The organism is Synechococcus sp. CS-1329, from assembly GCF_025128055.1.
In the GTDB taxonomy this organism is placed as follows: Bacteria; Cyanobacteriota; Cyanobacteriia; order PCC-6307; family Cyanobiaceae; genus Regnicoccus_A.
The window spans coordinates 1-24,942 of sequence record NZ_JAHLYS010000015.1; the positions used below are offsets into that span (position 1 = coordinate 1).

At 66.7% G+C, this 24,942-nt stretch carries 25 protein-coding genes; 9 read left to right on the plus strand and 16 right to left on the minus strand.

Features of this window, described 5'->3' with window-relative positions; genetic code table 11:
* Nucleotides 1-309 precede the first annotated feature (309 nt).
* Nucleotides 310-2,061: a hypothetical protein gene (locus KQ304_RS02360; protein ID WP_259735519.1), complete on the minus strand. Its 1,752-nt coding sequence runs from the start codon at nt 2,059-2,061 to the stop codon at nt 310-312.
* A 62-nt stretch (nt 2,062-2,123) separates the two neighbouring features.
* Nucleotides 2,124-2,264, minus strand: a complete 141-nt coding sequence (locus KQ304_RS02365; protein WP_259735520.1) for a hypothetical protein — start codon at nt 2,262-2,264, stop codon at nt 2,124-2,126.
* Nucleotides 2,265-2,671: 407 nt separating this feature from the next.
* Between KQ304_RS02365 and KQ304_RS02370 the strand changes: the two genes are divergently transcribed.
* From KQ304_RS02370 to KQ304_RS02385, 4 genes are all read left to right on the plus strand, one after another.
* Nucleotides 2,672-3,055, plus strand: a complete 384-nt coding sequence (locus tag KQ304_RS02370; RefSeq protein WP_259735521.1) for a hypothetical protein — start codon at nt 2,672-2,674, stop codon at nt 3,053-3,055.
* Between the two features lie 82 nt (nt 3,056-3,137).
* A complete protein-coding gene (locus KQ304_RS02375; RefSeq protein WP_259735522.1) occupies nt 3,138-5,249 on the plus strand; it encodes a WYL domain-containing protein in 2,112 nt (703 codons plus the stop codon).
* Between the two features lie 222 nt (nt 5,250-5,471).
* Entirely contained in the window at nt 5,472-5,846 is a 375-nt protein-coding gene (locus tag KQ304_RS02380) for a hypothetical protein (protein ID WP_259735523.1), read from the plus strand.
* Nucleotides 5,843-7,066, plus strand: a complete 1,224-nt coding sequence (locus tag KQ304_RS02385) for an AarF/ABC1/UbiB kinase family protein (RefSeq protein WP_259735524.1) — start codon at nt 5,843-5,845, stop codon at nt 7,064-7,066. The genes KQ304_RS02380 and KQ304_RS02385 overlap by 4 nt, the downstream gene beginning before the upstream one ends.
* Nucleotides 7,067-7,123: 57 nt before the next feature.
* Here KQ304_RS02385 and fmt read toward each other — a convergent pair whose 3' ends face one another.
* From fmt to KQ304_RS02440, 11 genes are all read right to left on the minus strand, one after another.
* Entirely contained in the window at nt 7,124-8,164 is a 1,041-nt protein-coding gene (gene fmt / locus KQ304_RS02390; protein WP_259735525.1) for a methionyl-tRNA formyltransferase, read from the minus strand.
* A 24-nt stretch (nt 8,165-8,188) separates the two neighbouring features.
* A complete protein-coding gene (locus KQ304_RS02395) occupies nt 8,189-9,595 on the minus strand; it encodes a TldD/PmbA family protein (protein WP_259735526.1) in 1,407 nt (468 codons plus the stop codon).
* Nucleotides 9,596-9,597: 2 nt separating this feature from the next.
* The gene (locus KQ304_RS02400) at nt 9,598-10,986 is read right to left on the minus strand and encodes a TldD/PmbA family protein (RefSeq protein WP_259735573.1); all 1,389 of its coding nucleotides are present in this window, start codon (nt 10,984-10,986) and stop codon (nt 9,598-9,600) included.
* 97 nt (nt 10,987-11,083) lie between these two features.
* Entirely contained in the window at nt 11,084-12,175 is a 1,092-nt protein-coding gene (gene acsF / locus KQ304_RS02405) for a magnesium-protoporphyrin IX monomethyl ester (oxidative) cyclase (RefSeq protein WP_259735527.1), read from the minus strand.
* Between the two features lie 72 nt (nt 12,176-12,247).
* Nucleotides 12,248-12,658: a DUF2996 domain-containing protein gene (locus tag KQ304_RS02410; protein ID WP_259735528.1), complete on the minus strand. Its 411-nt coding sequence runs from the start codon at nt 12,656-12,658 to the stop codon at nt 12,248-12,250.
* 95 nt (nt 12,659-12,753) lie between these two features.
* Nucleotides 12,754-13,257, minus strand: coding sequence for a hypothetical protein (locus KQ304_RS02415; protein WP_259735529.1), 504 nt, complete (start codon nt 13,255-13,257; stop codon nt 12,754-12,756).
* A gap of 38 nt (nt 13,258-13,295) precedes the next feature.
* Nucleotides 13,296-13,919 (minus strand): flavin prenyltransferase UbiX, encoded by a 624-nt coding sequence (locus KQ304_RS02420; protein WP_259735530.1) that lies wholly within the window; start codon nt 13,917-13,919, stop codon nt 13,296-13,298.
* A gap of 3 nt (nt 13,920-13,922) precedes the next feature.
* Nucleotides 13,923-16,202: a ribonuclease R family protein gene (locus KQ304_RS02425; protein ID WP_259735531.1), complete on the minus strand. Its 2,280-nt coding sequence runs from the start codon at nt 16,200-16,202 to the stop codon at nt 13,923-13,925.
* 97 nt (nt 16,203-16,299) lie between these two features.
* The gene (locus tag KQ304_RS02430; RefSeq protein ID WP_259735532.1) at nt 16,300-16,584 is read right to left on the minus strand and encodes a TMEM165/GDT1 family protein; all 285 of its coding nucleotides are present in this window, start codon (nt 16,582-16,584) and stop codon (nt 16,300-16,302) included.
* A 15-nt stretch (nt 16,585-16,599) separates the two neighbouring features.
* Nucleotides 16,600-16,998 carry a TMEM165/GDT1 family protein gene (locus KQ304_RS02435; protein ID WP_259735533.1) on the minus strand — a complete coding sequence of 133 codons (399 nt, stop codon included), beginning with the start codon at nt 16,996-16,998 and terminating at the stop codon, nt 16,600-16,602.
* The gene (locus KQ304_RS02440; protein WP_259735534.1) at nt 16,995-17,399 is read right to left on the minus strand and encodes a YkgJ family cysteine cluster protein; all 405 of its coding nucleotides are present in this window, start codon (nt 17,397-17,399) and stop codon (nt 16,995-16,997) included. The genes KQ304_RS02435 and KQ304_RS02440 overlap by 4 nt, the downstream gene beginning before the upstream one ends.
* Before the next feature lie 116 nt (nt 17,400-17,515).
* On the opposite strand from KQ304_RS02440, the gene psb30 reads away from it, so the two are divergent.
* On the plus strand, nt 17,516-17,623 hold the full coding sequence (psb30, locus tag KQ304_RS02445) for a photosystem II reaction center protein Ycf12/Psb30 (protein ID WP_255109051.1): 108 nt from the start codon (nt 17,516-17,518) through the stop codon (nt 17,621-17,623).
* A gap of 7 nt (nt 17,624-17,630) precedes the next feature.
* On the opposite strand, the gene recJ is transcribed toward psb30, so the two are convergent.
* A complete protein-coding gene (recJ, locus tag KQ304_RS02450; protein WP_259735535.1) occupies nt 17,631-19,559 on the minus strand; it encodes a single-stranded-DNA-specific exonuclease RecJ in 1,929 nt (642 codons plus the stop codon).
* A gap of 22 nt (nt 19,560-19,581) precedes the next feature.
* Between recJ and KQ304_RS02455 the strand changes: the two genes are divergently transcribed.
* Genes KQ304_RS02455 through KQ304_RS02465 form a run of 3 tightly spaced genes read left to right on the plus strand, consistent with a single transcriptional unit; the run spans nt 19,582 to nt 21,685 of the window.
* Entirely contained in the window at nt 19,582-20,346 is a 765-nt protein-coding gene (locus KQ304_RS02455) for an HAD-IA family hydrolase (protein WP_259735536.1), read from the plus strand.
* On the plus strand, nt 20,343-20,687 hold the full coding sequence (locus KQ304_RS02460; protein ID WP_259735537.1) for a DUF565 domain-containing protein: 345 nt from the start codon (nt 20,343-20,345) through the stop codon (nt 20,685-20,687). The genes KQ304_RS02455 and KQ304_RS02460 overlap by 4 nt, the downstream gene beginning before the upstream one ends.
* Complete coding sequence (locus tag KQ304_RS02465; RefSeq protein ID WP_259735538.1) at nt 20,684-21,685, plus strand: phosphoribulokinase; 1,002 nt, start codon at nt 20,684-20,686, stop codon at nt 21,683-21,685. Before KQ304_RS02460 ends, KQ304_RS02465 begins: the two co-directional genes overlap by 4 nt.
* A gap of 19 nt (nt 21,686-21,704) precedes the next feature.
* Here KQ304_RS02465 and rpmF read toward each other — a convergent pair whose 3' ends face one another.
* Entirely contained in the window at nt 21,705-21,884 is a 180-nt protein-coding gene (gene rpmF / locus KQ304_RS02470) for a 50S ribosomal protein L32 (RefSeq protein ID WP_259735539.1), read from the minus strand.
* A 216-nt stretch (nt 21,885-22,100) separates the two neighbouring features.
* Between rpmF and ftsH the strand changes: the two genes are divergently transcribed.
* Nucleotides 22,101-23,909 carry an ATP-dependent zinc metalloprotease FtsH gene (gene ftsH, locus KQ304_RS02475; protein WP_259735574.1) on the plus strand — a complete coding sequence of 603 codons (1,809 nt, stop codon included), beginning with the start codon at nt 22,101-22,103 and terminating at the stop codon, nt 23,907-23,909.
* A gap of 34 nt (nt 23,910-23,943) precedes the next feature.
* Here ftsH and KQ304_RS02480 read toward each other — a convergent pair whose 3' ends face one another.
* The gene (locus KQ304_RS02480) at nt 23,944-24,924 is read right to left on the minus strand and encodes a cupin (RefSeq protein WP_259735540.1); all 981 of its coding nucleotides are present in this window, start codon (nt 24,922-24,924) and stop codon (nt 23,944-23,946) included.
* Between the last annotated feature and the right edge of the window lie 18 nt (nt 24,925-24,942).

A 24,942-nucleotide genomic window follows, 5' to 3' on the forward strand; every position in this document is an offset into this window, starting at 1 on the left:
ATCGCTCTCGCTTGGTGCGCTTTTTGGCCGTCGACTGCTCGTAATCACCAAAACCGAGCTGCTTGCTGCCCATGACCCCAGTCCGCAACTGCGATTACACGGATATTTTCGCGTGGCTGCCCTGGGTTTTCCAGAGTCTCCCTAGATCATATTCGTTGTCTTCAAGGCTATCAATTGTTGTGGTATAGTCATAGGTTTGAGTAATTTCAATAGCTTCCGGAGACATTTTTTCTTCCACTGTAAAAAAAAGAGTTAACAAGTGCTTCCAGTTGTCTGAAGTTGATCGCTGGTCTTCGGCAATCAGAATTCTTAGCATGATGAAGAAGGGTAAACTCTTTTAAATTGAAGTACGATTCTAGTTCCTGAGACCGGTTCAGAAGGACCTGAAAGGTTCGCGACAAAAGGCTTTGCTTCGTTAAGCATAAGATAAGTGCCAACTATATCGCTTCCGTATCCACTCAATTTATTGACTTTAAGATTGGCGGAAGCGCTAGGGGTCCACTTGTATAAAGTATTTATTCTGTTCGCAGGTATTCCAGGGCCGTTGTCTTCAATAATAAGATTTACATATTCATCAGATATTGTCGAATAGATTAAAATTTCTGGATTAAATAAATTGCGCTTTGACCTAGGCAAGCTTGTTTTTTTCATTTTTAATGCACTTAATGAATTATATAAGATATTGCGCAGAATGCCAAATAGTTGCCATTCATTGCCTTTGATATATGCGCTTGTATTGGGGATTTTAATTTCTAATTTAGTTGTCCGATTTGACGTAGTAGCCGGAAGACGCTCTGTTAGTGATTGTAGAATTGAATTCACACTTAAGACTGAAGTTTCCGCAACCGTGCTTGCCAGACGCATATCTCTGACTACAAATCCGATTTGCTCATGAGTGTCTTTCAGTTCATTGATAATGTTCTCAAATTCTTGTGTTTTGGAGTTCTGCGGCAAAGGATTGTGATTAATTAAATTATTGGTGATGCTGCCGGGCTGAATCAGAGGGGCTTTCACAATGTCGTGAAATATCGTGCAAATTTCAGCACGCGTACTTATAGTCAGCTCATTCATAGCATCTAGAACTTTTTGATTTGCAGTTGAAAGATCATGAGAAAAGTTAGCTATATCAGTACTAAGTAAATCCGAAGCATACATGGTCTTAAAAAATGAAATCTTGTCATCATCAAGCTTGCGCTGTTGCGCAAGTTTCGACTGTGATGATCTCAGCTCAACAAGCTCAAAAATCAGAAGCAATAAGACCGGAAGTCCAATATAGGTGAGAAAAACTATGCCTTGGCGTGATGAAAAGAAGCTTGGCAAATTAAGCCATGCACTATTTAAGCGCGGAAAAATATCAATCGTGTCATCAAGAAATGGAGGACCAGGATTTCTAATTAAATAGATATTACCAATTTTTGTGGATTGGTTGGTACTGCTTGGGGTATTGACTTCTGGATCTCGACGGCCAGGATGTTTAAAGCTAAAATATGGTAAATTGGATTTAGCGTAAACACCTTGATTGTAAATTCCTTGGGATTTGAGATAAGAAACTAGTGATGATCTCGTTTTAGCTTGATTTATAAGTTGTTTTGTCCATTCTCTTGAAATTGGAAAGTTAACGGGTTCATTCTTGATTAATTGAATAGTTTTCCCATTGTCATTAATTTGGAAGCCGCTTACTGCAACGAAGCGCTCTGCATTGCAGCCTGTACTGTCAATACATCGTGAAACTAAAATTCCAAAGACATTATAATGGGAATTGAGTAATTGTGAAAGCTGTGCCTGGTTATCAGATTGCAAAGGTTCCTTGATAGCATCTGGGAGGACATTAGCAAGAAGATTAAAATCAATTGTTTGCGTATTGTAAATAGTAGACTTCCAGTATGAACGATAATTGAAGTAGTTGAGTAGCACGCTTACCCCTAGCCCTAGAGAAGCAATAAGCAATTGATTTCTGAGCTTTGTTTGCCGGTGAATGTGATCAGAAGCATTGCCCCGGCTCTTGAGTCTTTGAAGAATTGCTGAGGAGCGAATAAAATCTGGAATTTTCGGCATTAACATGAGGATGTGACTGTACAGAATTCGTCAATATAAAGACAATAGCTGTTTATTGCTTGATCTTATCAGCTCTGAAGCTTGGCCGCCTTGAGCTTGTGGAGCAGGGCCTGCAGTGCCTGGCGGCGGGCTCGCAGGGCACCTTTGCAGCAGCCACGTCCCTTGAGGGACTTACGGGAATGGTGCTGCCAATTGGGGGTGTGGGCCATCGAATCGACTCGGTTCTGGGCTCAGTGTGGGCGGGATTTTTCGCTCCTCCCAATTTTCCGTGCGAAGGACGGATCAAAGCTTGATGGTGTCCTCTGTTCAACGCTTCATCCCTGTTCTAGGGCTGGATTTGGCCGTTGTCGGTCCTTCGCAGCGCCCTTCGGGCTGAAACAGCCCACTGACCCCAGCATGACGTCAGTTGAACCCCTGGCTGATGACCTTCATTCTTCCTCTCCATGTTCTGCATCGCGAAGTGCACCGATTCCGTGGGGTGGTGGATCGCTTCGGCAGTTTCCGCTGTGACGAAGAATCAATTCAGACTCTCTGCATCCGTCAGCTTCACCATGCTCGCAGCAATCGTCCTGTGCTACCTGCCCATTGGTGGTTCCGGCTGAGGGAGGGCTGGACCATGGCGGGAATCCAGACTGGTGATGAGGTGATCTTCACTGCCAAGGTTCAGCGCTGCACCAAGGGACTGGATCAGTACGGCGAGCCCAGTGCCAATGATCCCCGTGGACGCCGCCAGGTGATTGGCCTCGGCAACAGGGTTCGCGATGTGGTGGTTAGCCGCCGAGGGCTGATCCCATCGAGCCGCCCGCAACGGTTGAAGGCCCTGGAGGAGGAGATTGAAGGGTTGCGCCTGCAGCTCAGCCAGGCTCGATCCGCCCGGGCGTTCGGGCTGTTACAAGCTCACGCTGCGATGAATCGCCCCCATCTGCTCAGTCCACCGCTCGATGGCTGGGATCGGTGCCAGCCCTTGGGTCAGCCCGAGGAACTGCGGACCGCACACTGACCCCCCCCCCTTTCGTCCTTCGCAGCACGACAATTGCCGTGGGCCCAGCCCCGCGGGACGCTGAACCCCTGCACACCTCACCATGCCTGAACCGCTCCGCTGCCATCTGCTGATCGGCCCGCCCGCCAGCGGCAAGACCACCCTCGCCGCCGTGATGGCCGAGCGCTTGGCCGCCCGTGGGGAGGTCGTGGAGGTGTTCTCCACTGACCGGATCCGCGAGGAGCTCTACGGCGATGCCACGATCCAGGGCTTCTGGTCGGCGATCGAAGCGCGCCTGCATGGGCGGATCGTTGCGTGCATCGAGCGCGGCGTTGGCGTGATCGTGGATGCCACCCACGCCAGGCGTCCCTGGCGCCTGGCGATCACCCAGCGGCTCCCGCTGCCCCGGCCGGTGCAGTGGATCGGCTGGCAGCTCACCACTCCGCTGGAAACCTGCAAGCAGTGGAATCGCCGGCGGGAGCGGCGGGTGCCCGATGCGGTGATCCATTCCTTCGCCGCCTCCCTGGCTGATGCGATTTTCCAGCCCGCCCGAGCCGAGGGCCTGGCCGTGCTCGTGGACCTCGACCCTTCCGCCCACACCGACGTGGCTGCCGCCGTGGAGCAGGAGCTAAGCCGCCTCGATCGGCGCATCGCCGCGTCGCGCAACCGCGAACTGGGTCACCAGTTGCATGGCTATTCGCGCCTGCTCGATTACGAGCGGCTGCTGCATCTGCTGCAGCTGCTGATGCGCTTCCCCGATCTCGAGGCCCGTGATGGCGCCACCCGCTCCGCCCTCGAGCAGATCTGCAATCCCCTCCCCCAGGGTGAGCTGGCCGAGCGGGCGGCCGCATACCTCGCTGCCCTGCATGGCGATTGCTACGCCGATCCCACAGCCCTGGCCGCCGATCTGGACTGGCTGGAGCGGGAGGGCTTCTTTTCGGTGCTGCCCGCCCAGGCGCCGATCAGCCCGCCGCTGGCCGCTGGCCGGGTGGAGGCCAACGGCGGCGGCTGGCCCCAGGAGGGCGACGCCAAGGTGTTCGTGCGTGTGCTCACGCTGATCCGCCACATCCTTCAGCACCCCTTTGATCGGGCGGACGGCAAGCCGGTGCAACAGCACCTGATGGAGCAGCTGCACGAGCTCGACGCCTCCACCTACACCCCCCAGAGCGGCGCCACCCTGCGGCGTGACATCCAGAAGGTGCTGACCCCCTACGGCTTCCGGCCCCCGGGTGAAACCGTGCGCCAGGGCTATGCGCTCGGCACGGCCCTGCTCTCGGCGTCGCAGTTGCGGGATGCCGTGGCCCTGCTGCGCAGCACGGCAGCGCAGCTGGGTGATCCGGTGCAGCAGCAGTTGCTCGGGGATCTCGAGCGCCGGCTGCAACAGGGGGGGCTGGAGCTGGAGGGTTCCGCCAGCGTGCGCCGCATCGCCAACCGTTCGATCGTCGATCCGGCCCTGGTGCGCAGCACGTCCCTGGCCTGCGCCGACCAGGCCCGGCGCTTGGAGGAGGCGATCCTCAAGGGCAACCGTGTGGTGCTCGGGCGCCTGGCCTCCGCCGCCCGCTTCAACGACAGCGACGTCAGCAAGGGAGAACGGATGTGGCCGCTGCAGCTGGTGTTCCACAACATCGGCTGGTATCTGGCCTATGAACTCGAAAGCGCCGGCCGGCCCGAGGGCCTGATCCGCACCGAACGGGTTGATCGGCTGGAGCTCCGCGAGGTTCACAGCGGCTTCCGCCAGGCGCCGGCCCAACGCCAGCGCAGCCTGCAGCGCCTTGATCGGCTGCTGCGCCACACCAGTGGCATCTACTGCGGCGACGACCTCGACGCCCAGCTGGCGATCGGCGGCACCGACCCGCTGGCCCGCCAGCGAACCCTGCAGACCCTGCGCTTTCGCTGCACCCCCTATGTGTTCTCGTTTCTGCGCGAAGGCCTGCAGCGCTTCCCGCTGGAGTGCATCCGCCTCTCGAAGCCCCGGCCCGGTGAGCAGTGGTGGCGCCACCGCGACGCCCCCCATGAGCTGGAGCCCGGCGACGGCAGCCATCCCTATCCGATCGAGATCGACCTGCCCCCCTGGACCCTCGCCGGCGACATCGACCTGCGCCGCTGGCTGTTCGGCTTCGGCCACGGCGTGATCATCGACGGCCCTGAGATCCTGCGCCGGGATCACCGGCAGCGGGCCGAAGAAGTGGCGGAGCTGTATGCGCAGACTGCTTGAGGAAACCGTCCGTCGTCCGGCGCGCCTCTCACTTCCGCTGGCAGACAGGCTTTTGTTGATCACGGGTGACGCCACTCAGCGCGATCGGCTGTTTCAGCACGGGAATCACTGGGGAATGGCTGGGGCGGGATCAAGCTGAACGGCCAGTTCCACACCCTCTGGCCAGCGACCAGCCGCTTTCGCCGCTGTCAGCATGGCCCCAAGCGTTGGTTGAGGCCTCGAATGCTCAGCAGTTCCTCCAGGGCGCTTGAGATTGTGCGGGTGGTGTCGCAGCACCAGTGGGACTATCTGCTGGGTCTGCTGAGCGCCCAGCTTGGTTCCGTGCCCGCCGCTCAGCCCAGCCTGCCGGCACCGGAGGTGCTCTGCCGCATGCTCACTGAGCTGGGGCCGGTGTTCGTGAAGGTGGGCCAGCTGCTCAGCACCCGCCCCGATCTCCTTCCTGATCGCTACATCCGCGCCCTGGGCACGCTTCAGAGCGCCGTGCCACCAGCCCCGTGGAGCGAGGTGGAGACCCGTCTGCTGGAGCAGTGGCAGCGGCCGGCTGATCAGGTGTTCGCCCGATTTGACACCACGCCGGTGGCCGTGCCGTGGCCGTGAAGGTGCTGCGCCCGGGCATCGAGCGCCAGGTGGAGGAGGACGGCCAGCTGCTGCGCCAGATCGCGGCCCTCGCCGCCCAGACGCCGCTGGGATCCAGCTACGACCTGCCCGGTCTGGCTGAGCAGATGGTGACGTCCCTTGAGGGTGAGATTGACTTCCGCCGCGAGGCCGGCAACACCGAGCGGCTGGCGCAGGTGCTCAAGCGCTCCAGCTTCGTGGGCGATGGCCGCCTGCGGGTGCCGCAGCTGTACCAGGAGCTCAGCGGGCCGGCGGTGCTGGTGCTGGAGTGGCTGGAGGGTGATCCGATCCTCAGTGATGGGGCCAGGGTGGCCCTGGAGCAGCGCTCCGGTGGGGTGGAGGCCGCCACCGATGCCCTGCTCGGTGCCTTCGTGGAGCAGTTCTTCGTGGAGGGCTTCTTCGATGCCGATCCCCATCCCGGCAACCTGATGGTGGCGGCCGACGGCACGATCACGCTGCTGGATCTGGGCATGGTGGGCAGCTTTGATCCCCGCACCCGCACCCTGGTGCTGGATCTGGTGCTGGCCCTCATCAATGAAGATCCCGCCCGCGCGACGGATCTGCTGGTGCAGCTGGCGCCGCCGCAGGCCAGCAGCGTCGATCGCCGTGGGCTGCGCCGGCAGCTCGATCAGCTGATCCGCGCCAACTTCGCCAAGCCACTGCAGCAGCTCAACTTCGCCCTTTTCCTGGGGGATCTGCTCCAGATCGCCAGCCGCACCGGCCTGCAGGTGCCCGGCAATCTCGGCCTGTTCGTCAAGGCGATCACCAACCTGGAGGGGGTGGGCCGGGCCCTGGCGCCGGAGTTCAGCTTCACGGAGGCGATGAAGCCCCTGGTGGGTTGGCTGATGGCCCGCGCCCTGCTGCTGCCCCAGCAGCGGGTGATGCAGTTCGGCCTCGATCTGCGCGCTCTGCTGCTCGACTCCCCGCGCCAGCTCAGTGGGCTGCTGCAGCGCTTCAGTGGTGATGAGCTGGTGTTCTCCTTTCAGCTGCAGGGTCTGGAGCGGCTGCTGGCCAACCTCGATGTGCTCTCGCGCCGCATCGCCCTCTCGATCCTGGTGGCGGCCCTCCTGCTCAGTGCCACGGTGATGGCCACCCAGTCGGAATTGCAGCTGCTGCGCCAGGTGAGCCAGGGCCTGTTCGTGGCCGCCAACGTGCTGGGGGTGTGGCTGGTGGTGTCGCTGATGCGCTCCGGCCGCCGCTGAGGTCCGATGGCTGTGGATGGCCATCGCTGGGATCGCTGGTGTCGCCAGGGCCCATGATCACCCCAGCCGCTCCCCCACCGCCACCCCCAGCTGCTGGATCAGGGCCTCGCCCGCCGCGGCACGCTTGCCCTCCAGCTGGGCCGCGCTGATCAGCACGGGGCAGCCGCCCGTGGCCACCACCAGGCCCACGCCGCGCACCAGCTCCAGCACCTCGCCGGGCTCAGCCGCGTGGGCTGCCGCCAGATCTGCCGACTCAGGCTCGCCCCGGCGCTGCGCCAGCTGGGCGGCGGCGGGCGTGAGCTGATCGCTCAGGCGTTGCACCAGGGGTTCGCTGGCCAGCAGCTTCAGCCGCCGTTGGCCCCAGGTGCTCTGGGCTCCGGGATGCAGACCCATCACGCGGCGGTGAATCGCCAGCGCCGAAGCGCTCCAGTCGATCTGGGCATCCTGCTTCTGCAGCAGCCGGGCGTGGCAGAGGCCGTCTTCGGCCTGGGGTGTGAGGCCCAGCCGCCGCCAGCGCTCGGCCTCGGGGCCCGGCCCTGCGGCGGCAATCCGTGGCATCGCCTCCACCAGCAGCTCGGCGCTGAGCTGGCTCAGACGCGCCCCCAGCTGGCTGGCGTTCTCCAGCAGGCCGATCGCGAGGCGCCGCTCCAGCAGCACCGGCCCCGTGTCGAGGCCCTCCTCCATGGCCATGATCCCCACGCCGGTTTCTGCGTCGCCTTCGATCAGGCACCACTGGATCGGGGCGGCACCACGCCAGCGGGGCAGCAGCGAACCGTGGCCGTTCCAGCAGCCCAGCGGCGGCTGGGCCAGCACCTCCGGCGGCAGCAGCTGCCCGAAGGCCACCACCACCGAGGCCTCCGCCCCCAACGCCGCCAGCTGCGCCTGCAGTTCCGGTTCACGGCGGATGCGGCTGGGGGTGAACACCGGCAGCTCCAGCTCCAGCGCCTTGGCTTTCACCGCTGAGGGCACCAGGGCCGAACCCCGTCCGCGGCGGCGATCGGGTTGGCTCACCACCCCCACCAGCTCATGGCCCGCCGCCACCAGCGCCTCAAGGCTGGGCACCGCGTAGGCCGGGGTGCCCCAGAACAGGATCTTCATCGCCGGCTCCTCGTCTGGCGGGCCTCAGGCGTCGCCGGTGATCGAGAGCCCATCCACCCACACCAGCGGGCAGACGCCATCGGGGGTGACCTTGGCCTCGCCCTCGAAGCCCAGCAGACCCTTGAGCACGGCGCGGATGTCGCCGGCCACGGTGGCGGCTTCGATCGAGCGGGCTTCACCGCCCTGGATCAACCAGCCATCGAAGGGAAGGGAGAAGGATCCCTGGCTGGCCTTCACGCCGGCATGGAGCGCCGAGAGGGAATCGATCCAGACGATCCCCTCCTGGCTGAAGCGATCGAGACCCTGGGCACCGGCCTGCTCGCCGCTGGGGCCGGCGGGGCCGATCTCGAACCAGTGCGGTCCCACCGACACCTTCGCCCCCAGGCCGGCATGGCCGGTGGGCGCCACGCCGAAGGCGCGGGCCGTGGCCTCCGAATGCAGGAAGTGGCGCAGAATGCCGCCCTCCAGCAGCGGCAGCCGCGCCACCGGTGTGCCCTCGCCATCAAAGCTGGCGGCACCGATGTTGCCGGGGTGCAGGCCGTTGTCGTGGATCGAGAGGAAAGGCACCGCCAGCTGGCTGCCCAGCGACTCGCGCTGGCTGAGGCTGACGCCATCGAGCACCGCCCGGGCATTGAACAGGCCGCTGAAGGCGCCGATCAGATCGAGGAACGCCTCGGGGCTGAACACGCAGGTGTAGCGACCGGTGCTGATCGGTGCGTAGTCGAGGTGCTGGATCGTGCGCTCCGCCGCCTCCTCGATGCAGCCGGCCACATCCAGCTGTTCGGCGCCGTAGGCCAGGCGCACGGCACCGCTGCTGCGGGGCTTGCGGCCAGCCTCCTCGGCGCGGGCGTAGAGGTAAAGGCTGGCGGTGCTCAGCTGCTGCTCGCGGCAGGCCCCCTCGCTGTTGAGGTAGAGGCGCTGGCTGTTGCGCTGCGCCAGACCGTTGTAAGGAACGGTGCTGATGGCCGGGTGGCGGCCCAGCAGCTCGGCCTCAGCCAGCTTGAGGGTGTCCAGCAGCTCGAGGATGCCCCTGGGTTCACTGATCGGTTGCTCCAGCTGGGCCAGCGGCGCCGTGGCCAGGGGCGAGAAGCCGGGGGTGTCATCGGGATTGCCGTAGCGGCTGGCCTCACTGGCGCCGGCCAGAGCGCGGGCCAGGCCCGCAGGGGAGAGATCGGAGGTGCTGGTGATGCCCACCAGGCCGTCGCTGTTCCAGGCCCGCACGGTGATCGAGCTGCGCTGGGCGCCCTTGAGCTGCTTGGCCTCACCCCGGTCCACCTGCACGGAGGTGTCGGTGCTGCAGGAGGCGCCCAGGTCCCAGCGGCTGACGCCCAGTTGCGTGGCCAGTGCTTGCAGCTGATCGGCCAGCTCACTGGCGTGCAGGGCGCTGGGGCTGACGCTGCTGGTGCTGGCGGTGATGGTGTCGGTTCCCATGATCAGCGGCCTCCCACGGTGATGCTGTCGACCTTGATGTGGGGCTGGCCCACGGTTACGAAGATGCTGCCGCTCACCGAGCCGCAGAAGCCGGCGGCCAGCTCCAGATCGTTGGCGCACATCGAGATGCGTGGCATCACTTCTTTGGCCTCACCGATCAGCGTGGCCCCCTTCACGGGTTTGCCCAGCTGGCCGTCTTCGATCAGATACCCCTCCTCCACAGCGAAGTTGAACTGACCGGTGGGTCCCACACTGCCTCCCCCCATCGACTTGCAGTAGAGGCCCCGATCCACCGAGCCGATCAGCTGCTCGGGGCTGTGGGGACCGGCGGCGATGAAGGTGTTGCGCATGCGGCTGGCGGCGGCGAAGTTGTGGCTCTGGCGGCGGCCGCTGCCGGTGCGGGCATGGCCGGTGCGCAGTTCGCCGGCGCGGTCGGAGAGGAAGCGCTGCAGCACGCCGTTCTCGATCAGCACCGTGCGCTGGGGCTCCATGCCCTCGTCATCCATCGAGAGGCTGCCGAAGGCCCCGTCACTGAGCCCTTCATCCACGGCGGTGACCGCCTCATGGGCGATGGTCTTGCCCACCTGATCGGCGAAGGGGGTGGTGCCGCGCTCCACCTGGGTGGTTTCCAGCAGGTGGCCGCAGGCTTCATGGAAGATCACGCCCCCGAAGCGATTGGCCAGCACCACCGGGTAATTGCCGGCCTCCACATACTCGGCGTAGAGCATCGAGCGGGCACTGGCGCAGAGATCGATCGCCGAGGCCTCCGCATCCCACTGGCGCAGGTCATCGGGGCGGCCGGAGCTGCCGTAGCGGCGCCCAAGGCTGGCGCGGTGGTCGCCGTCGGCCGCCAGGGCGTTGATCCCCACCGACTGGTGCAGGCGGATGTCGCGGGCGAAGGTGCCATCGCTGGCGGCCACCAGCACCTCCTGCCAGTCGCGGGCGTAGCTGCCGCGGCGGGCCTGGAGATGATCTCCGTGGCGGTTCAGCAGGGCGGTGGCCTCCAGCAGCCGAGCCGTGGATTCATCCAGGCCAGGGCAGTGCTGCAGCCAGCTCTCCTTGCTGGTCCCGTGGTCGCGCAGCGGGGCCAGGCCGGCGAAGGCGTGGCTGCCGAGGCTGCTGCGGCTGAGGCCCAGCATCCCCAGGGCCTGATCCAGGGCCTGCAGCAGGCCCGCTTCACTCAGGTCGTTGGTGGAGACAAAGCCGTCGCGGTCGCCGAGGAACACCCGCAGGCCCGCCCCTCGCCCGAAGGCCGGGCTGACATTGGTGATCCTCTCCTGCTCGGCCAGCAGCCCGATGTGATCGGTGCTCTCAAGGAACACCTCCACCAGGCCGGCACCGGCTGCGGCACCCGCAGCCAGGACGGTTTCAAGCCGCTCACGCCAGCGCAGATCAAGGCTGTCGCCCGCGAGGGCACCCGTGAGTGAAGGAGAGGGAGTGGCTAGCAAGACGGTTCAGAGAGGGCCGCCAGGCTAACCAGACCAGACCTCAACGCACGGCGGGCTGGAACTCCTCGCTGCGGATCGGTGCCATCAGGAACAGCTTGGCCATCTCCAGACCATTGGCCATCCAATGGGGCAGCTTGCGCAGAGCCCTGATCGGAGCCGGGCCACCCTTGGCGTCAGCCTCGCTGAGGGCGGCGTTGTTGGTGACGATCCGCTCCAGGCGCGTGTAGAACTTGGGATGCTCCACATTGAGCACCACGGGGAACACCCGAGCCGACGTTTCGTTGGTTTTGGCGATCACCATCTTGTCGTACTCGCGAGCATCGAGGCCCAGTGCTTCGTAGAACTCCTTGCGGGCCACATCGCGCACATACATGGTGGCGAACACCGCCAGCAGGAAGAAGCGGCACCACAGCCTCGACTGCAGACCGCGAACGGTGTCGGGCTGGGCCTTCATCAGGGCATCGAAGAAGTCGCCGTGGCGGTTCTCGTCTTGGCACCAGTTCTCGAAGAAGTTGAAGATCGGGAAGATCTTGCTCTCGGGATGCTTCTGCAGGTGACGGTAGATGGCGATATAGCGCCAGTAGCCAATCTTCTCGGAGAGGTAGGTGGCGTAGAAGATGAACTTCGGCTTGAAGAACGTGTACGACTTATTGGCCGTCAGGAAGCCCAGATCCAGCTGCAGGCCGAAATCACCCATCGACTTGTTCAGGAAGCCGGCATGGCGGGCCTCATCGCGGGCCATGTGGGCAAAGCACTCGGCCAGCAGCGGGTTCTTGTCCTTGATCCGGCGGCTGAGTTCCTTGTAGAGCAGGAAGCCGGAGAACTCGGAGGTGCAGCTCTGCTCGAGGAATTCCACGAACACCTTGCGGGTTTCGGGATCGAGCTTGTCGGCAGCACCTTCGAATTCCTCGTTGCGCACGAAGTGATGACGGTTGTAGTCCTTGCGGAACTCCTCGCAGATCGCTTCGAGCTCCTGCTCGTTGGGCCGCAGATCCATGGCGGCCATCGCCTCGAAATCCGTGGTGTAAAAGCGCGGGGTGAGGATCGTGTCCTTCACCGGCTGCTTGAAGGCCGTGGACTCAGCGGCGTTGGTGCCACGGGTGGCGGAGGGCGCAGCGACGGGGGGCACCATGCGGGCAGAACAGTGGAGTGTGCCGCCCATCGTAGGCGGGCTTTCCGCTCAGCTGGCCCGGATGTGAAGCGCTCAGTTGGGGCCCAGCCACTTCTGGCTGTTGAGCCGGGACACCACCCGTGAAATCAGCAGGGCCAAGGTGGTTTTCTTCTCGTCGCTCAGGAACGGCTCCAGCAGGCTGGGTTCGCTGCCCGTCTCCGCCAGGGCGATGGTCTTGGAGCAGCTGATGCTGGCCTCGGTGAAGCAGAGCCAGAAGCGCCTCTCGCCGGGAAAGCTGCCCATCACCTGCCAGCAGGGGCTGCCCACCACCGGCATCGCCCCCTGCTCGAAGCTCAGCTGCGGGGCCGCTCCGCCGAAGGCCTCGATTTCCTTGAGCAGGGCCGGCAGGAACAGCTCGGGAATGAATTCCGCGAAGGGCTTGTCTTCCGGAGCCGGTGGCTTGACCTTGGCGGGTGTCGGTGCGGGGCTGGCGGAATCGCTCACGGGCTGGAGCCTCAGCTCAAAACACTCCCACAACTTTAGTCATCCCTGGCGGTCCGATTTGTTGCTGGACGCCGGCTCCCCTGGGCAGCTCCGCTTCACCAGTCGTCGCTGGGGGGCGTGTCCCAGCCCTCGGCGTCGCCATGGCCGGCGCCGGCTGTGGTGGTGGTGGCTGCGGCTGGCGCTGCTGCCGGTTGGGCGCTGACGCCTGGGCCGCTGCCCTTGCGCAGGATGCGGAACGGCACCGAGAGGGTGGGGGGCGGATCCTGCGGGCCTCGCTCGGGGCCGGCGTAGGCGGCGGGCGGGTCTTGCCGCTCCTGCCGCTCCTGTCGCCCTGGCCTGACCCGTGGTTCCGGCTGCTCATCCCAGGGCTCCGGCTGCTGGCGCCGCTCGACCGGTTGCTGCAGGGCCAGGGCCGTGAGGCCGGCGCTGAGGGCGGCGCCGCCGCTGGCTGCCAGGGCCATCCAGACCCCGATCGGCAGGGCCGGGGAGGTCCAGATCAGCAGGCGCAGGCGGTTGGAGGGACTGGGATTCAGGGCCGCCACCAGCAGCACCGCCAGCAGTGGGGCCAGCAGAGGCAGGAGCAGGAGGCGGTAGAGCACGGAGGGAACAGTCCGGAGATCAGACCGGCGGGCAGGACTCAGAGACTGGCGGCGGCGGTCACCGGACCATCCCAGCGGCGCAGGGAGCCGAGGTCGTAGCCCAGGCCATCGAACACCCGGATCACCAGAAAATCGACCATCTCCTCCAGGCTGGTGGGACGGTGATACCAGGCGGGAATCGGTGGGGCGATGCGCGCACCCGCCTCCGCCAGGGTCGTGAGGTTGCGCAGATGCACCAGGCTCCAGGGCATTTCGCGGGGGGCGATCACCAGGGGCCGCCCCTCCTTGAGGTGCACATCGGCCACCCGCTCCACCAGGTCGAGGGCCACGCCGCTGGCGATCCGCCCCACCGTGCCCATGCTCGCCGGCAGGATCACCATGCCGCGCGTGCGGAAACTGCCACTGGCGATCGCCGCCGCCTGATCGTTCCAGCGGTGACAGCGCAACTGGCCCGTGGAGATGCCCGTGCGCTCCCGCCAGAAGCGGGTCTGCAGGTCGGGTTCGGAGGGAATGCGCACCCCCTGCTCCGCCAGCCAGACCCCGATGGCCCCGCGGCTGGCCACCAGTTCCACCGTTTCACCGGCCTCCAGCAGCAACTGCAGACCCCGCTCCGCCAACGGCATGGCGGAGGCACCCGTGACCGCCAGCACCACCGGATCCATGGCTCAGTCCTCCCCGTCGTCGCTGGTTGGATCAGCCTCTGCGCCGCTCTCGTCGTCGCCCTCCGGCAGCAGCACGGCCAGATCGATCTGATGGCGCAGGGCATCCACGTTCTGGATCTGCACCTCCACCTGATCGCCGAGCATGTAAGTGCGGCGGTTCTTGCGGCCCACCAGACGGTTCTGGCGGGAGCGGTATTCGTACCAGTCGTCCTTGAGGGAACTGACGTGCACCAGCCCCTCCACCTGGGAGGGGGGGATTTCGACGAAAAAGCCGTAGCTCTGCACGCCGCTGATCACACCGGTGAGGGTCTGACCCACCAGGGGTTCCGCCGCCCGGGCCTGGGCCATGGCCAGCAGATCGGCCTCCACGTCGGCGGTGAAGCGCCCCCGGCCGTTCAACCGCTGCAGCATCGACTCGCTGCGCCCCTGCTGCAGCTCGCTCAGCTGGGTGGGGGTGAGCAGGGGCCAGTCGATCGTGCCGTGGCAGCTGGCGCTGGCCAGATCCACCCGGGTCTTGTGGCGGACGCTGGGGCGGTCCTTGCCCTCGGTGAGCAACAGCACCAGCAGCTGCTGGTTCCAGAGATCGGCGTAGTGCAGTGCGGGCAGGCACCAGGGGGCGTAGGCCGCCGGTTCAGCGGCGAGGCCATGGGCGCCTGGGCTGGCGCTGAGCTGAATCGGTGGGATCACCTCACTGAGCTGACGCTGCAGCACCCGGCTGCGATCGGTGGCCGCGAAGGTGGCCGCCAGGTCCCGCGGGGCGGGGGCATTGCCGTCTTCGCTGAGTTCCACGGGGATGTCGAGGCCGAGGGCCGCCTTGGCCACCTCGTTGATCTCACTGCCGTCGGCTGGCGGGTTGACCGCATAGAGGGCCGGCAGCCCCAGGGCACAGAGGTGGCTGCCGAGGGCGCGGCTGGCCAGGATCAGCAGTTCCCGCAGCAGGGCGGTGGGCTGGTGCTCGGGCAGCTGCACCATCCAGCCCGAACGGCGCTCCTCAGGCGAGGGAACGCAGAGATCGCCGAGGGATTCGAGGCTGGGGCGGGGCAGACCCAGCTCCAGGGAGCCGCTCTCCAGCCGCCGCTGACGCAGCAGGGCGGTGATCTCCAGCAGCCGCTCGAGCTGCGGCAGCTGCTCCTTGATCGGCTTGAGCGCCGCCGGGATCGTGCGGGCCTTGGGCTTGCGCTCCGCCAGGGCCTGCAGGGCGGTAGCCTCCACCACCGCGTCCACCTGGATGGTGATGAGGGCAAAGCGGTAGTCGCTCAGTTCCCCCTGCTCGTTGCAGCTCAGAGCCACCGAAACGGCGGCATTGGTTTCACCGGGCTTGAACGCAGCGGCCTTGCTCAGGGCCGGGCTGAGCAGCGGCAGCCAGCGACGACCCAGGCAGATCGATTCCCCCTGCTCCCGCAGCCAGAGATCGAGGCTGCCGCCGGGGCTGAAGCGTTCCGCCAGTGCCGGCACGTGGATCCACAGGCGCAGGCCGCCATCGCCCTCCTCCAGGGAGATGGCGGGCAGGATCGGGGCGTCGCTGCCACTCCAGCCATTGAGCACCAGGGTGGGCAGGGCCGTCAGGTCAGCGCGCTCTTTGTCGCTGGGGGCCTTGAGGCTGGAGCGTGGCGCCGCTGGCCGCTGGCGCAGGCCGTGCTTGGTGAGCAGCAGATCCAGATCGGCCTCCTCGCCGCCGTTGATCGGCAGACGCCGCTCCACGTGGCCCAGGGGCGGGAACTGCGCCACCGGATAGCGGTCCAGCAGCACTTCCACCACCGACTGCTTCTCGGCGTCGAGGTAGCTGGCGTCGGAGCCCGGCAGCTCCACCGAGGTCAGCAGCCGGTCGTCGAGGGGCACCGCCAGCAGCCGGTCGTCCTGTTGTTCCACCTGGGCCAGCAGGTGGGTGGTGGCCCGCTCGAGGATGCACTGAACCCCCCCCTCCGGTGAGCGGCGGCGGCCGCCCTCACGGGTGATGCGCACCAGCACCCGATCGCCGTTCCAGGCGTGGTTGAGCTGGTGGTCGCGGATGTAGATGTCCTCACCGCCGTCCTCGCGCAGGGCGAAGCAGAAGCCCTTGCTGGAGCAGCGCAGGCGTGCCTCGATCAGGGTGTCGTCCTGGCGGCGCTGGATGCCGTCTTCTGTTTCCACCAGCACCCCCAGCCGGCTCAGGCCCTCCAGGGCGATGCGCAGCTGAGATTGATCCGGCTTGAGGCTCAGGCCCAGCGCTTTCTCCAGCTTGGCCACCGGCAGGGCGTCGGCGGCGGGGAGCTGCTCGAGCAGGTGGGCGACCGTGAACTTCATCAAAACGACAGGGCGGAGTTGGAGGTGAGGCGCGCGGCATGATGCCGGCAGGGGCGTGCAGCGAAGCCCCGGGGCATCGATGTCTCCGGGCACAACTTTACGGAGCGTCGGTTCCCGAACGCAGGATCAGCCGCAGGCCGATCACCAGGAAGCCCAGGGAGGCCGCCAGCTGCAGGGCATCGGCGGGGATGACGCTCGAGAGTGAGCCGCCCGCCAGGGCCCCCAGCAGGCTGGCGAGCACCAGGGCGCCGGCGCTGCCGAGGAACACCGCCAGGGTGTTGCTGGAGGTGCCGCTGATGGTCACGATCGTGAGCTGGGTCTTGTCGCCCAGCTCGGCCACGAACACGGTCAGGAAGGTGGAGGCCAGGAGGGGGAGCTGCATCGCGGCGCCGGGGGCTCAGGGGTTGGGGAGATCGATGACGGGCCGGAGCAGGCCGAGGCTGGCCTGACCTCCCAGAAAGAGGCCCAGGGACACCATCAGGACGCCGGAGATGCGCTCCAGGCGCTGGGCCGGCAGCACCGCCGCCAGCCAGCGCCCCAGCAGCACGCCCACCAGGCTGGAGCAGATCAGGGCCAGGGCGGCGCCGGCGAAGACCACTCCGGGCCGTCCGGATTCAGCGGAGAGCAGCAGCGCCGCCAGCTGGGTCTTGTCGCCCAGCTCAGCGAGAAACACCGTGGTGAAGGTGGTGGCGGCCACCGATACAAAATCCGATGGGTCGGCGCTGCCGGTGCTGGCGTCAGGGTCAGCGCAGGCCTCAGGGCTGGCGCTGAGATCGGAATCGACGGGCTCGCTCATGGCTGGGTCTGGTGCTTGTTGGGGCCAGGGGACTGAGGGTGGCCACCAGGCTGACGGGTGGCCCGCTCGAAGCGGCGCATCACCACCGAGCGCCCCCCATATTCCTCGCGGATCTGCTGGCGGCAGCAGCCGATCGCAAAGGCTTCCCCCTGATCGTCCGGGACGGCGAACAGCTGGGCAAGGGCACCGACCCGGCAGAACTCGGGGCGATCGGCATAGATGCGGCAGCTTCTGGAGCCCGTGTTGAAGTGACGGCACCAGCCGTCGGCTCCCACCATCGAGAGGTAGAGCTGGCGCTGCTCCTCGCTGAGGGCCTCGAGGGCTTCACTGCGCTGCTCCGGGTCCAGGCGGCAGCAGGCGCCGCAGCCGCTGATGCAGCTCCAGTGGGGTCCGGCGCCCATCCGATCGCCTCCAACGGCTGTGACAAGGCGTCACAGTGGCATGGGAGCACCGGCGCCTGCGAGCCAGGTGAGGCCTACGCTGAGCGCTGGACAGTCTTTATCTGAGCGCCGCATCCATGGGAATCGATTTCCATCTGATCGCCAACTTCATGGCGCTGGCCCTGATCACCCTGGCGGGCCCAGCCGTGATCTTCATCCTCTTCTACAGGCGCGGCGCCCTCTGAACCGGCCTCAGGCCTGAAGGCCCAGGGCCAGGGCCGCCTGGTCGATCAGGCCGAGCAGGTAAGCCGGCTGATCAAGCGCCGGGAGCTCCACATGGAGTTCCCGGCCTTCTTCGTTGCGGATCAGCACTCCATCCCCCTGGCGCCGGCACCAGTAGGAGCGCTGGCGCTGCTTGAGCAGCACCGTGCCGCCGCCACTGCCGCGCAGGCCCAACAGCTCCAGTTGCAGGCGCTCCTCCCCCTGCCAGTTGTCGCTGCGCAGGCGGTAGGCCACATCCACCAGTTCCGGCACCGTGCCCTCCCCCTGCCAGCGCCAGGCGATCGCCCGCAGCCGGCAGTCCCCCTGCTCCAGCTCCAGCTGCAGGTGGCCGCCGCGCAGCAGCCGCTGGCTGATCACCCGGCAGGCCTTGCTCCAGAACACCGGCGCCGGCAGTCCTGCCCCCAGGGGTTCAAGCCGCTGCAGCTCGCGCCAGAAGCCCCGGCCGATGCGCTCCAGCTCCAGGCAGGCCTCCGGCTCCACCGGTGAGCCGCTGCCGCGATCGCCCAGCCAGCTGGCGGCCAGCTCGTTGAGCTGCTGATGCAGCTCCGCCAGCCGCTCCGCCCTCACGCTGAAGCCGCCGGCGGCGGGATGGCCGCCGTAGCGCTCCAGCAGGGCGCCGCAGTGGTTGAGGGCCTGATCCACCGCAAATCCCTTCGGGGCCCGCACCGACGCCCGCAGCCGGCCGCCCCCCTCTCCGGCCAGCAGGGCCACGGGCAGGCCATAGCGCTCCACCAGCCTGGCGGCCACGATGCCGATCACACCGTGATGCCAGTGGGTCTGGGCGAGCAGCACAAAGGGGCTGGGCTCGGGGCCATCGGCCTCCACCAGGGCCACCGCCTCCGCCTCGATCGCCTCACAGAGCTCCCGCCGCTGCCGGTTGAGGGCCTCGCAGTCCTGGGCCAGGGCCATGGCGCGCTCGCGGTCGTCGGTGGTGAGCAGATCCACCACCAGGGCCGGATCGCCCAGCCGCCCCACGGCGTTGATGCGCGGTGCCAGCTTGAAGGCCACCGCCGTGGCATCGAGGGGCTCCTCCCCCAGCCCCGCCAGCCGCTGCAGGGCCTGCAGGCCCGGCAGGGGTGAGGCGTGCAGCCGCTTGAGGCCATCGCGCAACCAGCGCCGGTTCACCCCCAGCAGGGGAGCCATGTCGGCCACGGTGCCGATGCAGAACAGATCCAGGGCCATGGCGGTGGCATCGGCTCGGCCCAGCTGGCTGGCGAGCACCATCGCCAGCAGATAGGCCAGCCCCACCCCCGCCAGACCCCGGTAGGGCGAACCCTCGGGGGTGCAGGCCGGATGGAGCAGGGCCAGATAGGGCGGGTGCTCGGCGGGGAGCGTGTGGTGGTCGGTGAGGATCACCTCCACCCCCAGATCCCGGGCCCGCTCCAGGGCCTCCCGGGCGGAGATGCCGTTGTCGACGGTGACCAGCAGGCGCACCCCCTCGCCCCGGAGCCGCTCCACCATGCCGGCATTGAGGCCGTAGCCCTCCTCCTGACGGCTGGGGATGGCGGCCTGGGGACGGGCCCCCAGCCGCTGCAGCACCCCCACCAGCAGGGCGGTGCTGGTCATGCCGTCGGCGTCGTAATCGCCGCAGATCGCCACCGCCTCCGCCGCGGCGCAGGCCCGCACCAGCCGCTCCACCGCCAGCGCCAGATCGGCGAAGTGCTCGCGCGGGTCGGGAGCGGCGGTGGGCTCCAGCAGTTCCTGGATTGCCTCGGGGCTGTCGAAGCCCCGTCGGCGCAGCACCGCCAGCAACTCCGGCGGCAGACCCAGGGCTTCCATGGCGCTGGCCTGGGCCCCGTCGCGGCTGGGGGGCAGGGGTGCGGGCAGTTGCCAGCGCTGCTCAGGCGGTGTGAAGGGCAGGGGAACCTCAGGGCAGTGGGGCCATTTTGACCGGCTCACCTCCAGCTCCTAGCCTCTATGGATGCAAGCCCGTGCCGTCCAGGGTTCCCTGCGCGCCCTGCTCTGGGACGTGGACGGCACGCTGGCCGAAACCGAACTGGATGGTCACCGGGTGGCCTTCAACCGGGCCTTTGCCCAGCTCGGCCTGCCCTGGCGGTGGGACCCAGCCACCTACATCGAGCTGCTGGCGATCAGCGGCGGCCGGGAGCGGCTGCACTGGTTCCTTCAGCATCAGCAGGGCGGGCAGCCCGAGGAAGAGCTGCTGGAGGCCTTACACCGGGCCAAGCAGCGGCACTACCGCCAGCTGCTGGAGGCCGGTGAGGTTCAGCTGCGAGCCGGTGTGCGGCGATTGATCCAGGCGGCGGCGGCGGCCGGCCTGCAGCAGGCGATCGTGACCACCAGCGGCCGCGAGGCGGTGGCCGCCCTGCTGGAGAACCAGCTCAGGGAGTTGAGCGAGCTGCTGCCGCTGCGGATCTGTGCCGACGACGTGACCGCCAAGAAGCCCGATCCCGAGGCCTACCTCCTGGCCCTGCAGCGCCTGGGGCTGGAGCCGAGTGAAGCGGTGGCCATTGAGGATTCCCCGGCGGGCCTGGCGGCGGCCACGGCGGCCGGTCTGCGCTGCCTGGTGACCCTCAGTGCCGCCACTGGCCAGCATCCAGCCGCACAGTTCAAGGCCGCCTCCAGCCTCACCGACGGCCTGGAGCCCACCAGGGTGCTGCGGGGACCGGCTTGTGCCGGCGGCCTGATCACGCTCTCCTACCTGGAGCAGTTGCCAGCGATGCCATGAGTCCGTTGCCCGTGCAATCCACCCGCCTGGAGCAGGCCCTGGAGAGCGGCGGCCGCACGGCTCTCTCCGGATGGCGCGGCAGTTGGCGCCACCGCAGCCTGGCGCTGCTGGCGCTGCTGGTCGGCCTGTTCGCCGGCAACAACGCCACCTCGTTCGTGCTCTACCAACTGGGGCCGCGCCCGCTGGTGGTGCTGCTGCTGGTGGTGGTGGTGGAGTTTCTGGCTCGGCTGCGCAGCCACTGGGTGCGGGGGGAGCCCTCCCTGGGCTGGGTGCTCTGCGACAACCTGCGCCTTGGAGTGGTCTATGCCGTGGTGCTGGAAGGGTTCAAGCTCGGCTCGTGAGCGCTGTCCCCTCCTCCTCTGCCTGGCCCTGGTCCTTCCCACCGGAGCCGCACCGGCGGCTGCTGGCCCGCTGTGGCGTCAGCGATCCGCTCGCCTGGGCCCAGCTGTGGTCTCAGCGCGTCGGGGCCTGGGAGGGCCCACCCCATCCCAGCCTGCTCTGGGGTCTGGTGTTGCCGCTGCTCAGCGGCTGCCATTCCAGGCTCAGCGGCGAAGGCTCCCCGCTGTTGATCGGGCTGAACGGGCCGGTGGGGGCCGGCAAGACCACCCTGGGCCAAACGCTGGAGCGGCTGGCGCCCAGCTTCGGTCTGCGCCTGGCGGTGGTCTCGATCGATGACGCCTACCTGCCCTACGAGCAGCGACTGCAGCGGCTGGCGGGTAACCCCTTCGGCGTCAGCCGCGTTCCGCCCGGCAGCCACGACCTGCCCCTGCTGTTGGAGTGCCTGCGCCGCTGGCGCTCGGGGGAGCCGTTGCAGCTGCCCCGCTTCGACAAGCGTCTGCGCGCCGGCCTGGGCGATCGGGCCGGCTGGCGCCGTTTCGAGGCCGTGGATGTGCTGGTGCTGGAGGGCTGGCTGGTGGGCTGCCGGGCCCTGGGGGAGAGCGCCCTCTCCAGGGCCATGGCCCAGCCGCTGCAGCCGTGGAGCCGGCCGCTCAGCGCCGCAGAACTGGCCTGGTTACCGCGCTGGGACCGGGAGCTGCAGGCCTATCAGCCGCTCTGGGATCAGCTCGATGGGCTGTGGCTGCTCAGACCGAAGTGCTGGAACCTGCCCCTGCGCTGGCGCCTCCAGGCCGAAGCCCGCCAGCGTCGCTGCTCAGGCCAGGCACTCCAGGCCGTGGAGGTGGCGGCCATGGCACAGGCCACCCTGGCCTCGCTGCCGCCGGAGATTTACCAGGAACCCCTGGCGAAATCGATGCCTGGATGCTCAGACGCCCAGGCTCTGATCAGGCTCGATGGCCAGCGCCGCTGCATCTGGAGCGGCCCAGCCGAAGAGGCAGTGTGATCAGCAATCAGCTGCTGAATCAGCTCTCGCTTTCGTCGGCGGATTCGTCAATCGGATAGACGAAGCCCTGGGCCCGGCCACTCAGCACGGCTTTGCCCAGTGACATCGCCTTGCGGGCCGCCACGGTTGCCTTTGCCTTCCAGTGGGCATGGCGCTGATTGCGCTTGCCCTTGGAGGTTTTCTTCTTGGGAACAGCCATCCCGCCCGACCAGCCAAACAACGATCTTCCGCTGTCGTGAGGCCTTTCGTCAAATCGCTAAGCTCAGCGCAGAAGCAGAACCCTGTGAGCAGCCCGCGTCCGGTGCTCCCTCTCTGGCCGGAGGTTGCCCCTGATCTTCTGGCGGCGGCACCGGCCCAGCCGGAGGTCAGCCCCTCACCAGCTCCATCCCCCACCCCAACGCGGGAGGGCGGCCTGATGGGTCGCCTGGTGCGTCCCTCCGAGCCACCGCCCTCCTACAGCGAGCTGCTCAAGCTGATCGAGGGCGGCACGATCAAGGAGCTGGAGCTGTCGCCACGCCAGCGGGAGGTGCAGGTGCAGTTCAAGGACGGCAGCAGCACCCGGGTGCCGGTCTTCGCCAACGATTCGGTGCTGTTGCGCACGGCCGAACAGAGCCGTGTGCCACTCACGGTGCGCGACGACCGCGAGGATGACGCTGCCGCCGGGCTGCTGGTGAATGTGCTGCTGGTGGTGCTGCTGCTGGGTGGGCTCACCCTGTTGCTGCGTCGCTCCTCCCAGGTGGCCAACAAGGCGATGGGCTTCGGCCGCAGTCAGCCCCGCCTGCAACCGGAGGGCGCGGTCACCGTCCGCTTCGAAGATGTGGCCGGCATCAATGAGGCCAAGGCCGAACTGCAGGAAGTGGTGAGCTTCCTGGGTCAACCGGAGCGCTTCACCGCCCTTGGCGCCAAGATTCCCCGGGGCGTGCTGCTGGTGGGCCCTCCCGGCACCGGCAAGACGCTGCTGGCCAAGGCCATCGCCGGCGAGGCCGGAGTGCCCTTCTTCTCGATGGCGGCCTCGGGCTTTGTCGAGATGTTCGTGGGTGTGGGCGCCAGCCGGGTGCGCGACCTGTTCAAGCGGGCCAAAGAAAAGGCTCCCTGCATCATTTTCATCGATGAGGTGGATGCGGTGGGGCGCCAGCGTGGCGCCGGCATCGGCGGTGGCAACGACGAGCGCGAGCAGACCCTCAACCAGCTGCTCACGGAGATGGATGGCTTCGAGCAGAACTCGGGCGTGATCCTGATCGCGGCCACCAACCGCCCCGATGTGCTCGATGTGGCCCTCACCCGGCCGGGGCGCTTCGACCGCCAGATCCAGGTGGACCTGCCCGACCGCCGTGGCCGTGAGGCGATCCTGTCGGTGCACTCCCGCAGTCGGCCCCTGGATCCCTCCGTGTCGCTGGCCACCTGGGCGGCGCGCACTCCGGGCTTCTCCGGCGCTGATCTGGCCAACCTGCTCAACGAGGCGGCGATCCTCACCGCCCGTCGCCAGCGCAGCAGCATCGACGACCAGGCCCTCAGCGATGCCCTGGAGCGCATCACCATGGGCCTGGCGGTGGCCCCCCTGCAGGACAGCGCCAAGAAACGCCTGATCGCCTACCACGAGATCGGCCACGCCCTGCTCAGCTCGCTGGTGCCCCATGCCGACAAGCTCGACAAGGTGACCCTGCTGCCCCGCTCCGGCGGTGTCGGCGGTTTTGCCCGCACCATGCCCGATGAGGAAATCCTCGATTCAGGGCTGATCAGCAAGGCCTACCTGCAGGCCCGGCTGGTGGTGGTGATGGGCGGCCGGGCCGCCGAGCAGGTGGTCTTCGGTCCGAGCGAGATCACCCAGGGCGCCTCCGGTGACCTGCAGATGGCCACGCGCATCAGCCGCGAGATGGTTACCCGCTACGGCTTCTCGCCGCTGGGCCAGGTGGCGCTGGAGGGCGACGGCCATGAGGTGTTCCTCGGCCGTGATCTGCTGCACACCCGCCCCAGCTACGCCGAATCCACCGGCCGTCAGATCGATCTTCAGGTGCGTCATCTCTCCCAGCAGGCCCTGGAGCAGGCCCTCACCCTGCTGCGCCCCCGACGCGCCCTGATGGATGAACTGGTGGAGCGGCTGATTGAGCAGGAAACCCTCGGTGGCGAGGAGTTCCGGGTCATCGTTGATCGCTTCGAAGCCAGTGGCACCCAGCCCGCCGGCTCCGGGCCCCCGGCGGCACTGCCGGTGGCCGGCCACGCCTGAGCCTGATTCGCTGAGCCGGATCAGGCTCAGCGAATCAGCTGAAGCGGATGTCGAGGCTGCGCAGGTAGGTGTGCAGGGCGGCGTCCTGAATCGGCAGCAGCAGCGCGTCTTCGCCGCTCTCGTTGACGTGACCGTGCCAGTGGCCCGGCGGGGTGACGAAGGCCGCCCCCGGCTCCCACTCCATGCGCAGGGGGTTGCGGATCGTGCCATCGGCATTGAGCTCCGGCCCCGAGAGGGTGGCGCAGCCTGGGGTACAGGCGATCACCAGGTCGAGGGCCACCGACTGGTGGCGGTGGGGGGCCTGGATGGCTCCGGCCGGCACCAGCCCGTACATGGCCCAGAGGGTGTGGGTGACGGTGCGGCTCCTGGGCAGATCGCTGTTGGCCAGCAGCAGGCTGAGACGGTTGCTGCGGGCGCTGCTGGGGTCGGCCGCCAGGGCCGCCAGCTCCCGCCGCAGCCATTCCCCCGGGTAGTGGGTGGCCTCGAAGCGGGGCTGATCGGCGCTCACCCCCAGGTGGTTGAGCAGGGGCTCGTCGTGGACCCAGTAGAGGACGCTCTCCTCCTGGGCTTCCAGCTGGGCCGCCTCTCCGCAGGGCAGCACGAAGAGATCCCCCTGGCTCCAGGGCTGATCCAGCGCTCCACCAAGGGCGCCGGCCGGCCGGCGGCAACGGCCGGCCCCACGCCAGACGTAGAACAGGAAGCTGGTGGCGTTGGCCCCGGCGCTGATTGTTTCACCCGCCAGGATGCGGATGAAGTTGGCGCTCAGGGCCGGGCTGGTGGCCGGGCCCCGGCAGCCCAGCTCGTCGCTGAGATCGAGGGGAAGGATGGCGCTGGGACCGCTGGCGTGCAGCTCAGGTCCCCAGCGTCCTTCCGGGATCGGCTCGGTGAGGCCGCGCCGCACCGGATTGGCGGCCTGGCGGTAATCAAAGAGCTGGGCCTTTCCCGCCGCGGCCATCGACAGGACAGCGCTCTGATCCGGCCGCAGGGCCACGGGGGCTTCAGGAGTTTGGGTCATGGATCCAGCCGCGCGCAA